The sequence below is a fragment of the Aquabacter sp. DMC10 genome (genome assembly GCF_056314145.1).
In genome coordinates this window covers 258,942-277,005 of the sequence record NZ_JBQUYX010000006.1, presented here as the reverse complement: position 1 = coordinate 277,005, position 18,064 = coordinate 258,942, and the positions used below count along the sequence as shown (strand labels likewise).

The 18,064-nt window shown below is 66.3% G+C and carries 15 protein-coding genes and 1 pseudogene; 10 read left to right on the top strand and 6 right to left on the bottom strand.

The window, feature by feature from the left end:
* Positions 1–59: 59 nt before the first annotated feature.
* The gene (locus ACT54L_RS17595) at positions 60–992 is read left to right on the top strand and encodes a tetratricopeptide repeat protein (RefSeq protein WP_476086941.1); all 933 of its coding nucleotides are present in this window, start codon (positions 60–62) and stop codon (positions 990–992) included.
* A 123-nt stretch (positions 993–1,115) separates the two neighbouring features.
* A complete protein-coding gene (locus ACT54L_RS17590) occupies positions 1,116–2,117 on the top strand; it encodes a BMP family protein (protein ID WP_476086940.1) in 1,002 nt (333 codons plus the stop codon).
* Between the two features lie 42 nt (positions 2,118–2,159).
* On the opposite strand, the gene xth is transcribed toward ACT54L_RS17590, so the two are convergent.
* Positions 2,160–2,948 (bottom strand): exodeoxyribonuclease III, encoded by a 789-nt coding sequence (gene xth / locus ACT54L_RS17585; protein ID WP_476086939.1) that lies wholly within the window; start codon positions 2,946–2,948, stop codon positions 2,160–2,162.
* 201 nt (positions 2,949–3,149) lie between these two features.
* Between xth and ACT54L_RS17580 the strand changes: the two genes are divergently transcribed.
* Together ACT54L_RS17580 and ACT54L_RS17575 are read left to right on the top strand one after the other, a co-directional pair.
* Complete coding sequence (locus ACT54L_RS17580) at positions 3,150–4,481, top strand: MBOAT family O-acyltransferase (protein ID WP_476086938.1); 1,332 nt, start codon at positions 3,150–3,152, stop codon at positions 4,479–4,481.
* Between the two features lie 4 nt (positions 4,482–4,485).
* Positions 4,486–5,625, top strand: a complete 1,140-nt coding sequence (locus tag ACT54L_RS17575; protein ID WP_476086937.1) for an alginate O-acetyltransferase AlgX-related protein — start codon at positions 4,486–4,488, stop codon at positions 5,623–5,625.
* Between the two features lie 43 nt (positions 5,626–5,668).
* On the opposite strand, the gene erpA is transcribed toward ACT54L_RS17575, so the two are convergent.
* Positions 5,669–6,007 carry an iron-sulfur cluster insertion protein ErpA gene (erpA, locus tag ACT54L_RS17570; RefSeq protein ID WP_476086936.1) on the bottom strand — a complete coding sequence of 113 codons (339 nt, stop codon included), beginning with the start codon at positions 6,005–6,007 and terminating at the stop codon, positions 5,669–5,671.
* Positions 6,008–6,106: 99 nt separating this feature from the next.
* On the opposite strand from erpA, the gene ACT54L_RS17565 reads away from it, so the two are divergent.
* The 3 genes from ACT54L_RS17565 to ACT54L_RS17555 all read left to right on the top strand — a co-directional run bounded on the left by ACT54L_RS17565 (position 6,107) and on the right by ACT54L_RS17555 (position 10,786).
* Positions 6,107–7,309, top strand: coding sequence for a deoxyguanosinetriphosphate triphosphohydrolase (locus ACT54L_RS17565; RefSeq protein ID WP_476086935.1), 1,203 nt, complete (start codon positions 6,107–6,109; stop codon positions 7,307–7,309).
* Between the two features lie 32 nt (positions 7,310–7,341).
* Positions 7,342–9,099, top strand: coding sequence for an arginine--tRNA ligase (gene argS / locus ACT54L_RS17560; RefSeq protein WP_476086934.1), 1,758 nt, complete (start codon positions 7,342–7,344; stop codon positions 9,097–9,099).
* A 163-nt stretch (positions 9,100–9,262) separates the two neighbouring features.
* Positions 9,263–10,786 carry an SPOR domain-containing protein gene (locus ACT54L_RS17555; protein WP_476086933.1) on the top strand — a complete coding sequence of 508 codons (1,524 nt, stop codon included), beginning with the start codon at positions 9,263–9,265 and terminating at the stop codon, positions 10,784–10,786.
* Positions 10,787–10,844: 58 nt separating this feature from the next.
* Here ACT54L_RS17555 and ACT54L_RS17550 read toward each other — a convergent pair whose 3' ends face one another.
* Positions 10,845–11,744 (bottom strand): ATP-binding protein, encoded by a 900-nt coding sequence (locus ACT54L_RS17550; RefSeq protein WP_476086932.1) that lies wholly within the window; start codon positions 11,742–11,744, stop codon positions 10,845–10,847.
* A 388-nt stretch (positions 11,745–12,132) separates the two neighbouring features.
* On the opposite strand from ACT54L_RS17550, the gene ACT54L_RS17545 reads away from it, so the two are divergent.
* Positions 12,133–12,819, top strand: coding sequence for a hypothetical protein (locus tag ACT54L_RS17545; RefSeq protein ID WP_476086931.1), 687 nt, complete (start codon positions 12,133–12,135; stop codon positions 12,817–12,819).
* Positions 12,820–12,845: 26 nt separating this feature from the next.
* Here ACT54L_RS17545 and ACT54L_RS17540 read toward each other — a convergent pair whose 3' ends face one another.
* The 3 genes from ACT54L_RS17540 to ACT54L_RS17530 all read right to left on the bottom strand — a co-directional run bounded on the left by ACT54L_RS17540 (position 12,846) and on the right by ACT54L_RS17530 (position 15,249).
* Entirely contained in the window at positions 12,846–13,685 is an 840-nt protein-coding gene (locus tag ACT54L_RS17540; RefSeq protein WP_476086930.1) for a sulfite exporter TauE/SafE family protein, read from the bottom strand.
* A 233-nt stretch (positions 13,686–13,918) separates the two neighbouring features.
* The gene (dusA, locus tag ACT54L_RS17535) at positions 13,919–14,914 is read right to left on the bottom strand and encodes a tRNA dihydrouridine(20/20a) synthase DusA (protein WP_476086929.1); all 996 of its coding nucleotides are present in this window, start codon (positions 14,912–14,914) and stop codon (positions 13,919–13,921) included.
* A 119-nt stretch (positions 14,915–15,033) separates the two neighbouring features.
* A complete protein-coding gene (locus ACT54L_RS17530) occupies positions 15,034–15,249 on the bottom strand; it encodes a cysteine-rich CWC family protein (protein ID WP_476086928.1) in 216 nt (71 codons plus the stop codon).
* A 99-nt stretch (positions 15,250–15,348) separates the two neighbouring features.
* Between ACT54L_RS17530 and ACT54L_RS17525 the strand changes: the two are divergent.
* Positions 15,349–15,600 (top strand): annotated as a pseudogene (locus ACT54L_RS17525) (ribonucleotide-diphosphate reductase subunit beta); the annotation flags it as partial.
* 247 nt (positions 15,601–15,847) lie between these two features.
* The gene (locus tag ACT54L_RS17520; RefSeq protein ID WP_476086927.1) at positions 15,848–17,974 is read left to right on the top strand and encodes a fibronectin type III domain-containing protein; all 2,127 of its coding nucleotides are present in this window, start codon (positions 15,848–15,850) and stop codon (positions 17,972–17,974) included.
* Positions 17,975–18,064 lie beyond the last annotated feature (90 nt).

Sequence of the window (18,064 nt, the reverse complement as noted above, 5' to 3'; positions counted from 1 at the left end):
CGGCTCGGCCTTGGCTCGGCCCTGTTCTCGCCCGGCGGGCATGGGAACTTGCCACCATCATGAACGCCAGCCACCATATTGTCTCTTCCCGGTGTCAGCCGACGCTGCGCTCGCTCTGCGACAGCTTTCCCGGCGGGCGCGTCGCGGCGCGCCTTGCGGTGCTGGCGCTGCTGGCCGGAGCGGGCCTGACGGGTGGTGCGCATGCTTTCGACGGCAATGCCCAGTCCTCCGATGATGTGGGACGGGCGCTGACCCCGCCCGCCAATGTTCCGCTGGCGCCGCCCGTGCGGCCCGTGGACGAGGCGTTCCGCACTGGCACGCAGGCGCTGCGCCTTGGCCAGACCGCCAAGGGCGTGGACGCGCTGCGCTATGCCGCCGATCAGGGCCATCCCGCCGCCCAATGGAAGCTCGGCCGCATGTATGCGGACGGCGATGGCGTGAAGCGAGACGACCTGAAGGCCTTTGAGTATTTCAGCCGCGTGGCCAATTCCCATGCCGAGGATTATCCCGGCACGCCCCAGGCCCGCTTCGTGGCCAGCGCCTTCGTGGCGCTGGGCGGCTATTATCTCGTGGGCATTCCCAACACCGGCGTGCGCAAGGATCCGGCCCGGGCCCGGGACATGTATGCCTATGCCGCCTCCTATTTCGGCGACCCGGTGGCGCAATATCGGCTGGCCAAGCTTTATCTGGATGGCACCGGCGTCAATCGCGATCCCCGCCAAGCGGCCCGCTGGCTGATTCTGTCGGCCCAGAAGGGGCAGTATGAGGCGCAGGCGGTGCTGGGCCATATGCTGTTCCGCGGCGAGGACGGCATTCCCCGCCAGGGCGCCCGCGGCCTCATGTGGCTGACGCTCGCCCGCGATTCGGCGGCGGGTCCGGAGGACAAATGGGTGGTCGATCTGTATGACGACGCCTTTGCCGATGCCACCCCTGACGAGCGGGCCCAGGCGCTGCGCTACCTGGAGCAGTGGCTGAAAACCGCCCAGCGCTGATCCAGTGCCGCGCCGAGCGGCGCGGCTGTCCCTGCCGGCTCCCCCGTCTTGTGCGCTTGCGAAGGCGCTCCATAATGCCCCCAAAGGAAAGGCGCCCTGACGCGCCGCTGGGGGCTTGCATCCATGCTGATCGACCGCCGTCGTGTGCTGGCCGGAGGGGGAGCGGGCCTCGCCGGTGCTCTCCTGTCCTTTCGCCGCGCCTCTGCCGCCGCGCCGAAGGTCGGCCTTCTCCTGCCGGGACGACGGGATGATGGTGGCTTCATGCAGGCCGGCTTTGCAGGCTTCGAGGCCGCCACCCGCGCGCTGAACGCTGACACCATCGTGGTGGATGGCGTGCGGCCCCAGAAGGACGATCTGGTGACCGCGCTCCGCCAGATCGTGGCGCAGGGGCCTGCCGTCATCGCCGCCCATGGCGGGCAGTGCAACGAGGCGGCCAAGATCGTGGCGGCCGAGCAGGCGCGGATCCAGTTCCTGGTGATCCAGGGCGGCGTTGAGGGGTCCAATCTCACCAGCTACGAGGTGCTTCAGGAGCAGTCCGCTTGGCTTGCCGGGGCCGCGGCGGCCTTGATGACCAAGACCGGCGTGGTCGGCCACATTTCCGGCATTCGCGTGCCTCCCGGCCTTAAGGGGCGCGCGGCCTATGCAGCCGGTGTCGCCCAGGCCAAGCCCGGCGTGAAATTGCTGACCACCTTCTGTGGCGAGCAGGACGACGCGGCTTTGGCCGCCAAGGTCACTGTGGCACAGGCCGAGGCCGGCGCCGACATCATCTTCACCATGCTCAATGCGGGCCGCACGGGCGCCATCGCCGCGTGCAGGGAGAAGAAGATCAAGCAGATCGGAAATGTGCGCGACTGGGTGCCTGTGGCCCCCGATGTGTTCATCGCCAGCGCCATTGCGGACGTGTCTGTGGCCATGTCCGATGGCGTGACGGCCGCCGTGACGGGCCGTCTGGTGCCCGGCCAAGCCGTACGGCTCGGGGTTGCGAATGGCGACGCGGTGCGACTCGCCATGGCCGGCGATGTTCCGGCGGACGTACGCGCTGCGATTGCCGCCTATGGGGCGGACATCGCAAGCGGCAAGGTCATCGTCCCCACGACCTATGAGGGCCCCGAGTTCGCGCCGTGAGGCGATCGTCTCGTCTTGCGGCGCAATCGGCGCCGCAGGAGATCACGCCGCGATCTTGAGGTCGATCCAGGCGGGAACGTGGTCGGAGGGGCGTTCCCAGGCCCGCACATGCTTGTCGATGCCGGCCGCGACCAGCCGGTCCGCCGCCTGCGGCGACAGCAGGAGATGGTCAATCCTGATCCCGAAGTCCCGTTGCCAGGCCCCCGCTTGATAATCCCAGAAGGTGAACAGGCGCTCGGCATCGCTGGTCGCGCGCAGGGCATCGGTCAAGCCGAGATGGACGAGGTCGCGGAAGGCCGAGCGGGTGCGCGGCAGATAGAGCGCATCCTCCAGCCAGGCTGAGGGGTCAGCGGCGTCCCGCGCTTCGGGAATCACATTGAAGTCGCCGGCCAGGATGAGCGGCTCCTCGAGGGCGAGACGGCTGCGGGTAAAGGCCTTCAGGCGCGCCATGAAGCCGAGCTTGTAGTCATATTTCTCGGTCTGCGGCGGATTGCCGTTGGGCAGGTAGATGCAGCACACGCGCACCACGCCCGCCTTGGTGGACACCACCGCCTCGATAAAGCGGGCCTGCACGTCCCCCTCGTCACCGGGCAGACCATGGGTGACATCTTCCAGCGGCAGCTTGGACAGCAGCGCGACGCCGTTGAAGGTCTTCTGCCCGTGCACGACCACATTGTAGCCCAGCGCCTCGAAGGGCTCGGCGGGGAAGGCCTCGGTCTGGCACTTGATTTCCTGGAGGCACACCACGTCCGGCTCCGCCTCCTTGAGCCAGGCGACCGCATGGTCGAGGCGCTGACGGACGGAATTCACGTTCCAGGTGGCGATGCGCATGGGGCCCTCTCAGATGGCCGCCAGCTTATATCAAAAGTGATAAAGGCAAACACGGCCCGCTCTTGCCGGAGCGCCGAAAGAGTGGCATTGCCGGGGTGTTTCTGTCTCCGAGGTCTCCGCAGCGGCATGACGTTCGCATCGATTCAATTTCTATTTTACTTTCTGCCGCTCTTCTTGATCTTGTACTATTCAGTCAAGTCGATGAAGTTACGGAATGCAATTTTCGTAATATTCTCGCTTATTTTCTATTCCGTCGGTTATACGCCGCATCTAATTCTTCTTCTGGCGTCGATTTTCGTCAATTATCGCCTCGCGTTGCTGATTGATGCGCGGGAGGGAGCGCCACGCAAGCGTATCCTCATCCTTGCTGTCAGTTTCAATGTGTTGCTGCTGGCGGTGTTCAAATACACCGGCTTCCTGATTGAAAATGTCGATGCGCTGATTTCGCCCATCGGCTTGCACATACCTGTGCCTCAGATCGGCCTGCCGCTCGGCATTTCCTTCTATTCCTTCCATGCCATTTCCTACATCGCCGATATTTACAAAGGCCGCGTGCGCGCGAACCGGGACATTGCCCAGTTCACGCTTTACATGACCATGTTTCCGCAATTGGTGGCCGGCCCCATCGTCCGCTATTCCACCGTTGCCCGGCAGCTCAACCAGCGGCGGACCACCTGGGGCCGCTTTTCCGCCGGCGCGCGCATCTTTGCCCTGGGCCTTGCCTGGAAGGTGCTGATCGCCGACGAAGTCGCCCGCGTGGTGGACGTGGTCTTCGACGGCAACACCACACCGGCTTTCACCGAGGCTTGGCTCGCCGTCTATTCCTACGCCATGCAGATCTATTTCGACTTCGGCGGCTATTCCGCCATGGCGGTGGGTCTCGGCGTCATGGTGGGCTTCACCCTGCCGCGCAACTTCCGCATTCCCTATGCGGCGCATTCCATCACCGACTTCTGGCGCCGGTGGCATATGAGCCTGTCCTCATGGCTGCGCGACTATGTCTACATCACCATGGGGGGCAACCGGCGCGGGCCGTCGCGGACCTATCTGAACCTGTGGACCGTCTTCCTGCTGTGCGGCCTGTGGCATGGGGCGAGCTGGAATTTCATCATCTGGGGCGCCCATCACGGCACCTTCCTGGTGATTGAGCGCGCCGGCCTCAAGCGCTGGCTGGATGCGGCGCCGCGCATTATGGCCCATCTCTACACCTTGCTTGTGGTCTTCAGCGGCTGGGTGTGGTTCCGGGCCGAGACCTTCGAGGGCGCCATCAACATGTTCCGCGGCCTCATCGGGCTGAACGGATTCGGCGGCATTACGGTTTCCATGCATTTCTCGGTCCAGCCCATCACCATCGCGGCCCTGGTGGCCGGCGGCCTGATCGGCCTCTGGAAGTGGCCGCGCCTGCGCTTGTCGGGGGGGATGAAGCCGGTGGCCGCCGTGGCCGACTATGCGATGGTGCTCGCCGTCATGCTGCTGTCCGTCCTGTGGATCGGCGGCGGCCTGCCCGCTCCCTTCCTCTATTACCGGTTCTGACGCCATGACCCTTCTGGCTTCCCATCGCCGTTACATGGGCCTGCTGGTGGTCGGCGTCCTGGTGGCGCTGCTGCTGTCCAACCTCATTCCCGATCCGGCCGGGCGCGGCATCTGGCGCGGCGGCAACAAGCCGCCGGGCGCGCCCTGGTACCAGCAATGGCACGGCAAGCTTCAGCGCCTCGGCCTTTATTTCCAGGACAATTTCGGCTTCCGCGCCACCTTGCCCATGGCCCGGCGGGAATTGCGCGAGCATTTGGGGTCCGAGGACATCCGCCCGATCTATTTCGGCCGCAACGGGCAGCTCTTCACCACCTTGCAGCAAAGCGCCGAGCAGTCCGCCGGCATCCTCATCCGCAAGGGGGCCGTGGAGCGCTTCACGGCGCTGATGGCGGTGCTGCAGCGCCATCTGGAGCCGCAGGGGGCCAAGCTGGTCGTGGCCATTCCGCCCAATGCGCAGTCGGTGGATCTGGCAGAGTTGCCCGAGTGGCAGGACGCTTATCCTGTGCCCTACACCGAATATTCCATGATGCTGGACACGCTGAAGGCCGATGGCATCACGGCGGTGGACCTGCGCAAGGTGCTGCGCGAGACACCGGCCCCGCGCCGTTATCTCGCCAATGACACCCACTGGACGCACAAGAGTTCGGTTGTGGCCTTCAATGCCACCATGGTGGCGGCTGGGCATCCGGACTGGCAGGTCAATCTGGACGAGGTGGTGGGCCCCATGGAGCCCTATGGCCTCGGCGATCTCGGCCGTCTGCTACGCCGTGCGCCGCCGTTGCCGGACGAGAACCAGCACCTCAACCTGAAGCCGGAGCAACCCCAGCTTCCCATGCCGGGCGTCACAGCCCATCACCAGCACCGCGCCTTCGACCCCTATGTGGTCAAGTACAGGGACAGCGGGCCGCGGGTGATCGTGCTCGGTGATTCCTTCACGGTCGGCGTGTGGACGCGGCTGTTCGCCTTCACGCCAGTGTCAGAGGCGGCCTGGATGCATTTCAGCGCCACCACGTTTGGGTCATGCGACTTCAATTTCCGGGACGTGATGCGCTTCCGGCCGGACCTGGTGATCGTCGCGCGCACCGAACGCCTTTTCCCGTGCATGAAGGAGTCCTGGCCGACAGGGCTTCCGTTCAAGTTCTAAGGCAGGTGCCGGACCCGGGCGCAGAACGCCCGGGTCTGAAAGGTCAGAGCGAGAAGCTGGTACCGCAGCCGCAGGAGGCGGTGGCGTGCGGATTGTCGATGCGGAAGGATGCCCCGATGAGGTCGTCCACGAAATCGATCCGCGAGCCGGCCATGTAGTCCAGGGAGACGGGGTCGACCAGGATGGTAGCGCCGTCCTTCTCGATCACCATGTCATCGGCGGCCCGCTCGGCGGTGACGTCGAACTTGTATTGGAAGCCGGAACATCCTCCGCCCTCCACCGAGACCCGCAAGGCGGAGGAGGGGGACTCGCCGGCGAGAATCTCGCTGATGCGACGGGCCGCGCTGTCGGTGACGATGACGGACGGGGTGGCGGTATCCACGGGGGCGATCCTTGCGCGAAACGGAATGACAGGATGGTTGATACTGAACCTTCCAGATAGTTAAGTGCGCCCGCCGAAGAGTTAAAGAGGGACGCAGGCATGGCGGTTTCTGGCGGCAGGCCCCGGGTGGCCTGGGCGAGCCATGCGGGAGCGAGCCGCGGGCGTCTCCAGACCGAGACCGACGATTCGCGCAGCCCCTTCCGGCGGGATTGCGACCGCATCATCCACTCCACCGCCTTCCGGCGGCTGAAGCACAAGACGCAGGTCTTCGTCTATCACGAGGGGGACCATTATCGCACCCGCCTCACCCACACCATCGAGGTGGCGCAGGTGGCCCGCTCCATCGCCCGCGCCCTGGGGCTGGATGAGGACCTGGCCGAGGCGTTGGCGCTCGCCCATGATCTCGGTCACCCCCCCTTTGCCCACGCGGGCGAGCGGGCGCTGAACACCTGCCTGGAGGCCCATGGCGGCTTCGACCACAATGCCCAGTCCCTGCGCGTGGTCACCCGCCTGGAGCGCCGCTATGCGGCGTTCGACGGGCTGAACCTCACCTGGGAGAGCCTGGAAGGCATCGCCAAGCACAACGGCCCCCTTACCGACCGCCAGGGGCGGGGGATCGGGCGCTATGCGGCGGGCCTGCCCCATGCCATCGCCACCTATTCCGCCTTCCAGGACCTGGAATTGTGGAGCCATGCGGGGCCGGAGGCGCAGGTTGCCGCCATTTCCGACGACATCGCCTATGACGTGCACGACATTGACGACGGGCTGCGGGCCGGCCTTTTCTCGCTGGATGATCTCGCCGACCTGCCGGTGGTGGGGGAGGCGCTGCGGGATGTGCGCAGCCGGTGGGTGGGGCTCGACCGCAACCGCACCGCCCATGAGGTGATGCGGCGCGTCATCACCCGCTTCATTGAGGATGTGGTGCAGGAAAGCGAGGCCCGCGCCGAGACCGAGGACCTGAGCGACGTGGCGGCCGTGCGCCGCCTTGGGCGCCCCATCGTCGGCTTCAGTGCCCGCATGCGGCGGGACGAGACCGCCATCAAGGGGTTCCTCATCCCGCACATGTATCGCCACCGCCGGGTGGAGACGGTGATGCAGGACGCCCAGAGCGTCATCCGGGACCTGTTCGGGCACTTTGTCGCCCATCCCAAGGACCTGCCGCAGGGCTGGGCGCAGGATCTCGACCCCTCCGACATCCCCCGGCTGACCCGGCGGGTGGCCGATTACATTGCCGGCATGACCGACCGCTACGCGCTCGACCAGCATGCCCGCTTCTTTGACTTGACGCCGGATTTGCGTTAGGCGCCGCTGCCCTCATCGCGCTGGAAGCACTCATGAACGTTTATGCCATCTTCGCCGATCACGTGCGGGTCGTCCTCGCCGATCTGGCCCGGGAAGGCGTCGTGCCCCAAGGGCTCGACCTGACGCGTGTGGTGGTGGAGCCGCCGCGCGACGTGGCCAATGGCGATCTCGCAACCAATGCGGCCATGGTGCTGGCCAAGGATGCGCGCATGAAGCCGCGCGACCTCGCCGACCTCATCGCCGGCCGTCTTGAGGCCGTGGCGGGGGTGGCGAAGGTCGAGGTGGCCGGGCCGGGCTTCATCAATCTCACCCTGGTGCCGGGCTATTGGTCCGGCGTGCTCGCCGCGCTTCTGCGGGCGGAGGGCGACTTCGGCCGCTCCCAGCTGGGGGCGGGCGAGGCCATCAACGTGGAATATGTCTCCGCCAACCCCACGGGACCCATGCATGTGGGCCATTGCCGGGGCGCGGTGTTCGGCGATGCCCTGGCTTCGCTTCTGTCCTATGCGGGCTTCAAGGTCACCCGGGAATATTACATCAACGATGCCGGGGCGCAGGTGGATGTGCTCGCCCGCTCGGCCTATCTGCGCTACCGCGAGGCGGTGACGGGGCAGGTGGCGGAGATCCCCGACGGCCTTTATCCCGGCGACTATCTGGTGCCGGTCGGCCAGGAGATGGCACGCATTCACGGTCCGGAATATCTGGAATCGCCCGAGAGCGAATGGCTGCCCATTTTCCGCAGCTTCGCCATCGGTGCCATGATGGTCATGATCCGCGACGATCTGGCGGCGCTCGGCATTGCCTTCGATGTGTTTTTCTCGGAACGGTCGCTGACCGCCGGTGCCGATCGGGTCGGCCTGACCATCGAGCAGTTGCGGCGCACCGGCGAGGTCTATGAGGGCCGGCTTCCCCCGCCCAAGGGCGCGCCCATCGAGGATTGGGAAGACCGCGACCAGATGCTCTTCCGCTCCACCGCTTTTGGCGACGACGTGGACCGGCCGCTGGTGAAGTCCGATGGCAGCTACACCTATTTCGCCGGCGACATCGCCTACCACAAGGACAAGTTCGACCGCGGCTTCCGCCGCATGATCGACGTGTGGGGCGCCGACCATGGCGGCTATGTGAAGCGCATGCAGGCGGCGGTGAAGGCCGTCTCCGCCGGCCAGGCCAGCCTCGACATCGAGCTGTGCCAGCTGGTGCGCCTCTATCGCAATGGCGAGCCGGTGCGCATGTCCAAGCGCGCGGGCTCCTTCGTCACGCTGCGCGAGGTGGTGGACGAGGTGGGCCGCGACGCCGTGCGCTTCATGATGCTGTTCCGCAAGAATGACGCGCCGCTGGATTTCGATCTGGCCAAGGTGATTGAGCAGTCGCGCGAGAACCCGGTCTTCTACGTGCAATATGCCCATGCCCGGGCCCATTCGATCCTGCGCAATGCGCGCGAGACCTTCCCGGACCTGCCGGAAGGCCGCGGGGCCTATGCGCTGGGGGATCTGAAGGCGCTGGATGATTCGGGCGAGGTGGGGCTCCAGATGAAGCTGGCCTTCTGGCCCCGTCTCATCGAGCAGGCTGCGGTGGCGCGCGAGCCCCATCGCGTGGCATTTTACCTTCACGAATTGGCCAGCGAGTTCCATGCTCAATGGAACCGCGGCAAAGACCTGCCTCATTTACGCTTCATTATCGAGAATGATCGAGCATTGACCATCGCCAGACTGGCATTGGTCCATGGCGTGGCTGCGGTCTTGGCTTCCGGTCTTACATTGCTCGGAGTCGAGGCGGTCGAAGAAATGAAGTGACGGCGCTGTCGGGGAGTGGTGTTATCGTCCTCCTGACGTTTTGCGCGCCGATCATGGGTTCAACGGACACCTTCGAGGCGATATGGGCGACGAAAGCAGCTTCCGCTCCCGGCGCGACGATCTGACCGGCCCCGGGCCAGGCGCCCGGGCGCCTGGAGGGAACGTGCGCGACGCCGAGGATGCGCTCGCCGAGCTGGCGCGCATGATCGGCGACCAGGACCCCTTCGCCGATTTCGCCGAAGTCTCCCGTGCCCCCCAGCCGCAGCCGGAACAACCCACGCGGCTGCGCAACACCCGCACGGACGCTCCGACCCGTGCTCCGGCATCGCCGCCGGTCGAACGGCGCTTCGATGATTGGCAGCCCGGCCGGCGCTCCACGGGCCGCGAGGCGACGCTGCCGCCGCCGGCGCCTGCCCCCTATGGCGGGGAAGGGCTCACCCAGCGTCCCCGCGCGCCGGAGCCGACGGTAACCCGCCCGGCCTATGATCCCAATGCCGGGGCCGAGGATCCGCGCACCGCGGTCCGCCAGGGCTATGGTTCGCTCGCCGCTCGCCGTGCCGAGCAGCCCGCGCCGCCGGCGGCCTATGCGCCGGAGCCAACGGTCACACGCGGGGCTCAAGCCGGTGATGGCTATGGCCAGCCGCAATATGCCCAGCCCGCCTATACCCCGCAGGGCCGTGCCGCCCAGGACCGGGACGAGGCAGCCGCCGGTTATGCCTATGGCGCCAAGAGCGACGAGGCCTATGACGAGTATGACGAGGCCTATGATCCCACCTATGATGAGGAAGGCTACATGCCTCCCCATGGGGAGGAGATCTATGAGGAGGAGCCGCGCCGGCGGCGGGGCCGCACCGCTCTGATCGCGGTGGCCTGCCTGATCGGCCTCGGCGTGGCGGCCACGGCCGGCATTTTCGCCTATCGGATGGGCGGCTCGGGTTCGGGCACGGTGACTGCTTCGAGCGGTGATGCCCCTGTTATCAAGGCCGATAACACCCCCACCAAGGTCGCCGCTCCCTCTCCCGAGGGCGTTCCCGGTGGCGACGGGCAGAAGCTGATCTATGACCGGGTCGGCAATGCCCAGCCCGGCAAGGAGAAGGTGGTGCCCCGCGAGGAGCAGCCGGTGGATGTGAACGCCGCTGCCGCCGCTGCGCCCCCGTCGGCCAACACGGCCGCCGCCGCCCCCGCCAGCGCCACCGAGCCGAAGAAGGTGCGCACCATGGCCGTGCGTGCTGACGGCACCGTCGTTGCCTCCGCGGCGCCCGTTGCCATTCCTCCGGCCAATGGGGTTGCTCCCACCGCCTACGCGCCGACCCAGAATCCTGCCCCCACCGGCCTTCCCACGCCGACCCCTGTGGCGACCACGCCCACCAATGGCGCCGGCGTGCCGGTGGCGAGTGCGACCCAGGGCAATGCCGCCCCGCCGCAGACCGCGGCAACTGGGGGCTATGTGGTGCAGGTGTCCTCGCAGAAGTCCGAGGCCGACGCGCTGGGGTCCTGGAAGGTGCTCCAGGGTCGCTACCCGCAATTGCTGGGCAATTACAAGGCCACCGTCCGCAAGGCGGATCTGGGTGACAAAGGGGTTTATTACCGCGCCCAGGTGGGCCCCTTCACCAGCCGCGACGACGCCATCTCCCTGTGCAACAATCTGCGCGCGCAAGGTGGCGACTGCGTCGTGACCAAGAACTGAGAGGGCTGAGGGCGAAGCCTGGCATGGCTGCGCGCGGTGTTCCACCGCTCCTCGAACCTCACTGCGCCGCCTGAAGCGGCACGGCGAGGCGGCCGGCCAGGTCCTGCACGAACTGCCAGGCCGTGCGGCCCGAGCGTGCGCCACGGGTGGTGGCCCATTCCAGGGCCTGCGGCCGCCAGGTTTCCTCGTCCACCTTCAGGCCGTGATGGGCCACATAGCCCGCCACCATGGCCAGATATTCGTCCTGGCTGCACTTGTGGAAGCCCAGCCAGAGGCCGAAGCGATCAGACAGGGAGACCTTCTCCTCAATGGCCTCGCCGGGATTGATGGCAGTGGACCGCTCATTGTCCATCATGTCCCGGGGCAGGAGATGGCGGCGGTTGGAGGTGGCGTAGAAAATCACATTGTCCGGCCGCCCCTCGATGCCGCCTTCCAGCACCGCCTTCAGGGACTTGTAGGAGGTGTCGTCGGCATCGAACGAGAGGTCGTCGCAGAAGACGATGAAGCGGTGGGGCGACGTGCGCACCAGCGACATCAGGATGGGCAGGGTCTCCACGTCCTCGCGGTGGATCTCCACCAGCTTGAGGCGCGAGCTTGCGCCCTCCGCCGCGCGTTTGCCGTTGATGTGCGCGTGGGAGGCCTTGACGAGAGAGCTCTTGCCCATGCCGCGCGCGCCCCACAGGAGCGCATTGTTGGCGGGCAGGCCGCGGGCGAAACGCTCCGTATTCTCCACCAGCTGGTCGCGCACCCGATCGATGCCCTGGAGCAACTCCATGTCCACCCGGTTCACGTGCGGCACGGGCTCGAAGCGGGCCGGCTCCGTCTGCCAGACGAAGGCATCGGCGCGCTCGAAATCAGGGGTGGGAATGCGCGGCGGGGCAATGCGGTCGAGGGCATCTGCGATCCGCACCAGCAGGGCATGGACGGGGTCGGCGGTCTCGGATGTGGTCGGCGTCATCAGGCCTTCTCCCTTGCGCCCGATCCCAGGGGGGCCGGGCGAACCGATGGGACATCAGCTTCCCGCCCCTGGAGGGGGACCGGTTCCGATCCCGGCGGTCCCGGCGGCCAGCGTCCCCCGGATTGTGGCGCTGCTGGGATAATGGTGGCGGACGGTCGACACAAGCCATTCCGGCGAAAGGAGGAAAGCGGAAGGCATGAGGTTTGCGCATGGGCGGTCCACGGGGCGGACCGGCAATCCTGTTGCAATGCGGAAAGGGGACGTTAAGGTCTTCCGGGTTGATTTGGTGGGGGGCTCCGGGGGGAGCGCGAGGCAGGTGGTGGTGGCAGGTCGTATGGCCGGTCCAAAGCCCATGCGTCGCGTGTCCACATGTTTAGACGGAGAGCCCATGCGATTGCGCGCCTGCCCGCTTCCCGCCCGTTTCATCACCCTCAACGGCCTGTTGGCCGGCCTTCTGGTTCTTCCGGTCGCCCCCGCTGCGGCCCAGGACGTCACCACCAAGGTGAGCCGCTCCGAACGATTTGATGGCAGCAGCTCCGTGGCCGTCACCGGTAATTTCTCGTCCCTGGACTGGACCCAGTTCGGGGCGGACATGTCGCTGGCTTCCCAGCAGAGCATTCTGCCGGCGGGCGCCATCCTGCCCGGCAGCCAGGGCTCGTCGGATGCCGCGGCCTGGGCGCGGGTCTCTCTGCCCACTGGCCCGCTGTTCTGGGATGCCAGCAGCCTGACGGTGCGGCTCGATCCTCTTCAGGCCCAGCGCCGCGTGGAGAGCGCCTTCTCGCGGGACGTGCCCATCGCCCCGCAAGTGAAGGTCGGCTTTGCGGACAATTATGCCTTCGTCATGGAGAGCGGGTCACAGACCTGGCACACGGACAAGTCGGTTTATATGGACGTGGGCGCCACCGGCACGCGCCTGTCCCTGTCCGCGGGCCTCAGCAGCAATGACCGCACCTGGCTGCCGTCCATCAGTGCCAAGCAGCCCTTGGTGGGGCCGGTGGTGCTGACCACCACGGTGGCGGACACCGGAACCGAGATCAACAAGTCCATCACCGCCGGTTTCAGCCGGACCTGGTAGACGGGAGGGGGCCGCGCCTGCGCCCCTCACAGGGAGGCGACGAGAAACCGCCCCGCCATGAGCAGCAGGAACAGGCCGAAGCCGATCTCAAGGCCCCTCTGCGGCAAGGCGTGGGCGATGCGGGCGCCGAACGGGGCCACCAGCGAGCTGATGGGCGCCATGAAGAGAAAGCCGATCACCGAGATGTAGCCGATGGACAGGGGCGGCAACTCGCTCATGTGCGGCCATCCGGCAATGGCAAAGCCGATGATGCCGGGGATGGGAATGAGCATGCCGATCCCCGCCGAGGTGGCCACCGCCGCGCGGATGGGCACGCCGTACAGCGTCAGCACCATGGTGGACAGCCCGCCCCCGCTGATGCCGATCAGCGAGGAGGCAAGGCCGATGAAGAAGCCATAGCCCCACATGGCCGGCTTGCCGGGCAGATGGTCGGCCAGCCGCCAGTCCGCCCGCCCCGCCAGCGCCTTGGTGGCCATGAGAAGCGCGATCACCACGAAGGCCATCTGCAGCACCTTGCCGTTGGCAAAGCCGGCGATGGCGCTGCCCACCACGATGCCGAGGATGGCGGGAACGCGCCAGGTCTCCAGCACCCCAGGCACCACGGCCCCACGCGCCTTGTGGGCGGAGTGAGAGCGCATGGAGGTGGGCACGATGATGGCGAGCGAGGTGCCGACGCACAGCTGCATGCGCAGGGATTCGTCGACCCCCAGGAAGCTGAACACCTCATAGAGGACGGGAACGATCACCGCGCCGCCGCCGACGCCCAGGAGGCCGGCGAGCAGTCCCGTGACAATGCCGCCCGCGGCCAGCGCCAGCGCGAGAAAGCCCAGGTCGTGCCAGGAGATGGAGGACAAGGAGGCGAACATGGCGAGCCGTCAAGCGTCAGTCCGCGGACCCGCCGGTCCAGACGCAGGTCTCGCAGGACACAGGTCTTGCATGCGGCGGCGGGGGCGGGCGAAGGGGGAGGGTGCCGGCCCGCACGATCAACGCCGGGAAAGCACCTGAGGATGTCGCACAATGGGGGCAGCCGGCAGGCCTTGTCCACCATCTCCAAGGCTGAGGGCCCGGCGCGAGCCATGCGCCGGGGGAGGGGCCTTGGTCAGGCTGCGCGCTCGGGCGCCGTGCGCCGCACCAGGGCGATGGCGGCGCGATACACGTCCAGGCCAGCGCCGGGCACAATCGCCTGCGTCGCCAGGTGCCGGCGATAGGCCCGCGCCCCCGGGCGGCCGGAAAACAGGCCCAGCATGTGGCGGGTGATATCATGGAGACGCCCGCCGCGCTCCAGATGCCCCGCCACATAAGGCTCGAACGCTTCTACGGCCGCGAAGGCATCCTCGTGGGGGGCCGGGACGCCGGCGAAGGCGGGGTCCACCTCCAGCAGAATGTCCGGGTTCTGATAGGCGGCCCGGCCGAGCATGACGCCGTCCAGTCCCGCGCCATGGGCAAGGGCATCGGCAATGGTCAGGAGTCCGCCATTCAGATGGATCGGCACATGGGGCAGGCGCGCCTTGAGGCGGTGCACGCGCCCATAATCAAGCGGCGGAATCTCGCGATTGTCCTTGGGCGAGAGCCCTTTGAGCCAGGCTTTCCGGGCGTGCACCGTCAGCGCGTCGGCACCTGCTGCCACAACCGCGTCGGCGAGCGCATCCAGGGCCGGCTCGGGGTCCTGCTCATCGACGCCGATCCGGCACTTCACTGATACGGGAATAGCCACCTTGGCCTTCATGGCCGCGATGCACTCGCCCACCAGGAGTGGCTCGCGCATGAGGCAGGCGCCGAAATTGCCTCCCTGCACACGATCGGACGGGCAACCCACGTTCAGATTGATCTCGTCATAGCCGTAATCGGCGCAAATGACCGCCGCCTGCGCCAGCAAGGCCGGATCGGACCCTCCCAATTGCACCACCACGGGGTGCTCCGCCGGCGCAAAGCCCAGCAGCCGCTCCCGATCCCCATGGATGATGGCAGGCGCCGTGACCATCTCCGTATAAAGGCGCGCATGATGCGACAAGGTGCGGTGGAAGGCCCGGCAATGGCGGTCCGTCCAGTCCATCATCGGGGCAATCGCAAAGGCAAGGTTTTGAATTTCTGACATTACTTTCGTAGTTTCATGGTGTTGTGCGGCGGCGTGCGCGATCGGCTGTGGTCACCATACGCTCCAAAATCCGGTTTTTGGAGGCCGCATGCGATCCGCCATTCCAGAAACAGATCGGGTCAGGCCTCGCGGGTGCTTCGTCCGGCCTGCTGTCGCCGGATCTCGCGCTGGAGGCAGGCAGGGCAGAGGCAGTCGGTTTCGGCCTGCCGGACCTCAAGCTTCGCAAGATCCTGGCACCAGCAGCCTGAGCCCGTGCCGGAGGAGCCAGTTCCGCACCTGAAGGCAGTGCCGCAGCGCTGGCAGCGCAACTGACGCGTCGGAACACGGTCAGTCATGGCTTCGCTTCGCATGCAATGGCCGATCCACTTTTACCTGTCCACAAGCCGTGGACGCTCCCGTCGGCGCGACCGCCGGCGCCTCCCATCGATCATATGGCGGCTGAGGGCGAAGATGAAAGCGGCACGCGCGCGATGCCGACAGACGGCACGGGCGCTGCGCGGCGGGTGATGCAACCCAGTCTCATTGCCAATCGCCGCTGCGCCCAGCTCGGCCTCGCCCCGGACTTCGCCGAGGTGGAGAACCCGTTCCCGTGCATGAGCGAGGTCATGGACCTGAAGAAGGAGAAGACCTTCTTCGAGACCCGCGTGATCGACTACCAGAACGGCGGCGCATTGGCCTGGGACTGAGCGGGCTTCGGACGCAGAGGCAGGGCGGAAGCGCTGCAAATCGGCAAAGGGTTGATCCCGTCGCCGGAGTGCGCGTGGGGCGTGTGGTTACTGACAGCCTATTGTCACAAATCAGCAAGGCCCCGCGCTGAGCTTGGCGAAGCTGCAGCCAATAAAACTTAACCTTTTCCGATGGGCCGGAATGATTGTCGGGGTTTTGATCCTCTGAGAGACTCGCATGCTGTTTCACTCCTAGCGTGAGTTCATCATGGCGAGCGGCAAGACGACCACCATCACTTGGGCCTGGGGCGCGAACGCGGCCATCACATTCGACCCCAGCGTCGACGTGCTTGACTTCGGCTGGTTCCAGTCGGGGCAGTTCACCATCAGCGAGGTCAACGGATCGGTCGTGATCTCCATCCCCTCCAACAACCAGACCTATACGTTGAGCGGCGTCACGCTCGATGAACTGTCGCTGAAGAACATCGCGGCCAAGGACAGCTCCACCGTGGCGGCCTGGACCACGGCGCTCAACGACAGCGGCAGCACGGGTGGTGAGACCGGTGGTTCAACGGGCGGATCCACCGGCGGGTCGACGGGCGGCTCCACCGGGGGGACGTCCGGCCATGTGGGAGACGGGGTGGCCACCGTGACCACCATCACCTGGTCGTGGGGCACCACCAGCCATTTGAATTTCGACACCGCGCTCGACGTGCTGGATTTCGGCTGGTTCTCGGCGGACAATTTCACCATCTCGGAAGTGGCGGGTTCGACGGTCATCACCATCCCCTCCAACAACCAGTCCTATATTCTGACCGATGTCTCGCTGGCGGAGCTGTCCATCAGCAACATCCACGCCAAGGATGCTTCGGCGCTCGCCGAATGGCAGTCGGCCATTGATGCGGCCACCGGGTCCAGCGGTGGTGGGACCGGAGGCGGCACCGGAGGCGGTACGGGCGGCGGGACCGGGGGAGAGACCGGGGGCGGCACCGGCGGGGAGACGGGCGGCGGCACGGGAGGTGGCACGGGCGGCGGCAGCGCGGAATATGCCGATGCCTGGACCGCGTCCAGCGTCTATCTGGCCGGCGATCATGTGAGTGTCGGCAATGAGGTCTTCGTTGCCAATTGGTGGACCAAGGGCGACGACCCGGCCAGCAACAGCGGCGCGGCAGGCAGCGGCTTGGTTTGGACCTTCGTCGGCTATATGGACACCACCCCGGTGGTGCCCGACGCGCCGGAGGATCTGCGCGCCACCGGGGTCAAGGACGACAGCCTCACGCTGCGCTGGGATGCGGCGGATGTGCACGGCGTCGGCACCGTTTCCGGCTACCAGATCTATCAGGATGGCACGCTGGTCGCCACGACCAAGGACACTTACTTCAAGATCGAGGGGCTGAACGCCGCGACCACCTACAAATATTCGGTGGTGGCCATCGACGAGGCGGGCAGCTCGCCCCATTCCTCGGACTTCTCGGTGACCACCGCGGTGGAGCACACCGGGTCCGGCGGCGACAAGACCTTCTCGCCTTATGTGGACATGTCACTGACCAGCAGCCAGGACCTCGTGCACATCGTTGAGAGCGCGGGCCTTGAGGCGGTGACGCTGGCCTTCGTTCTGTCGTCCGGCACCAACACCATCGGCTGGGGTGGCTCCGGCACAATCAGCAACGACGCCCTTCCCAATGGCACGTCCATCGCCTCCGTGGTGAAGGAATTGCAGGCGAACGGGGTGGATGTAACCATCTCCTTCGGCGGCGCCAACGGCCAGGAGGCGGCCTCCACCTTCTCCAGCGTCGATGCCCTGGTGAAGGCCTATCAGTCGGTGATCGACCAGTATGGCGTGACCAAGCTGGACTTCGATATCGAGGGGGCGGCCATTGCGGATAAATCGGCCATCGCAATGCGGAACGAGGCCCTATCCATCCTCCAGCACAACAATCCCGGCCTTGAAGTGTCCTATACGCTTCCCGTGCTGACGGACGGCCTGACCCAGGCCGGCGTTGCCCTGCTGCAGGATGCCATGTCCCACGGCGTGGACATTTCGCACGTCAACATCATGGCCATGGACTATGGCGACTATTACGACACCGGGGACATGGGCAATGACGCCATCTCCGCGGCCGATGCCACGCTGAAGCAGATGCACACCATCGGCCTGGATGCCAAGCTCGTGGTGACGCCCATGATCGGCATCAACGATATCACCAGCGAAGTGTTCACGCTGGAGGATGCCCATCAACTGGTGGACTACGTGCAGTCCAATGACGAGGTCTCCGGCATCTCCATGTGGTCGCTCAGCCGCGACCATGGGGATACGGTCGGCCACGTCTCTCCGGTCGGTTCAGGCATCGTGCAGAACGACTATGCCTTCAGCGAGATCTTCGGATACGTCTGAGCCCGCGCCGCACGCATCCATGGGCCTCCCGCTTCCGCGGGAGGCCTTTTTTGTGCCGGCGCGGCTTCTGCCGAAAAGGGAACGCAGCGC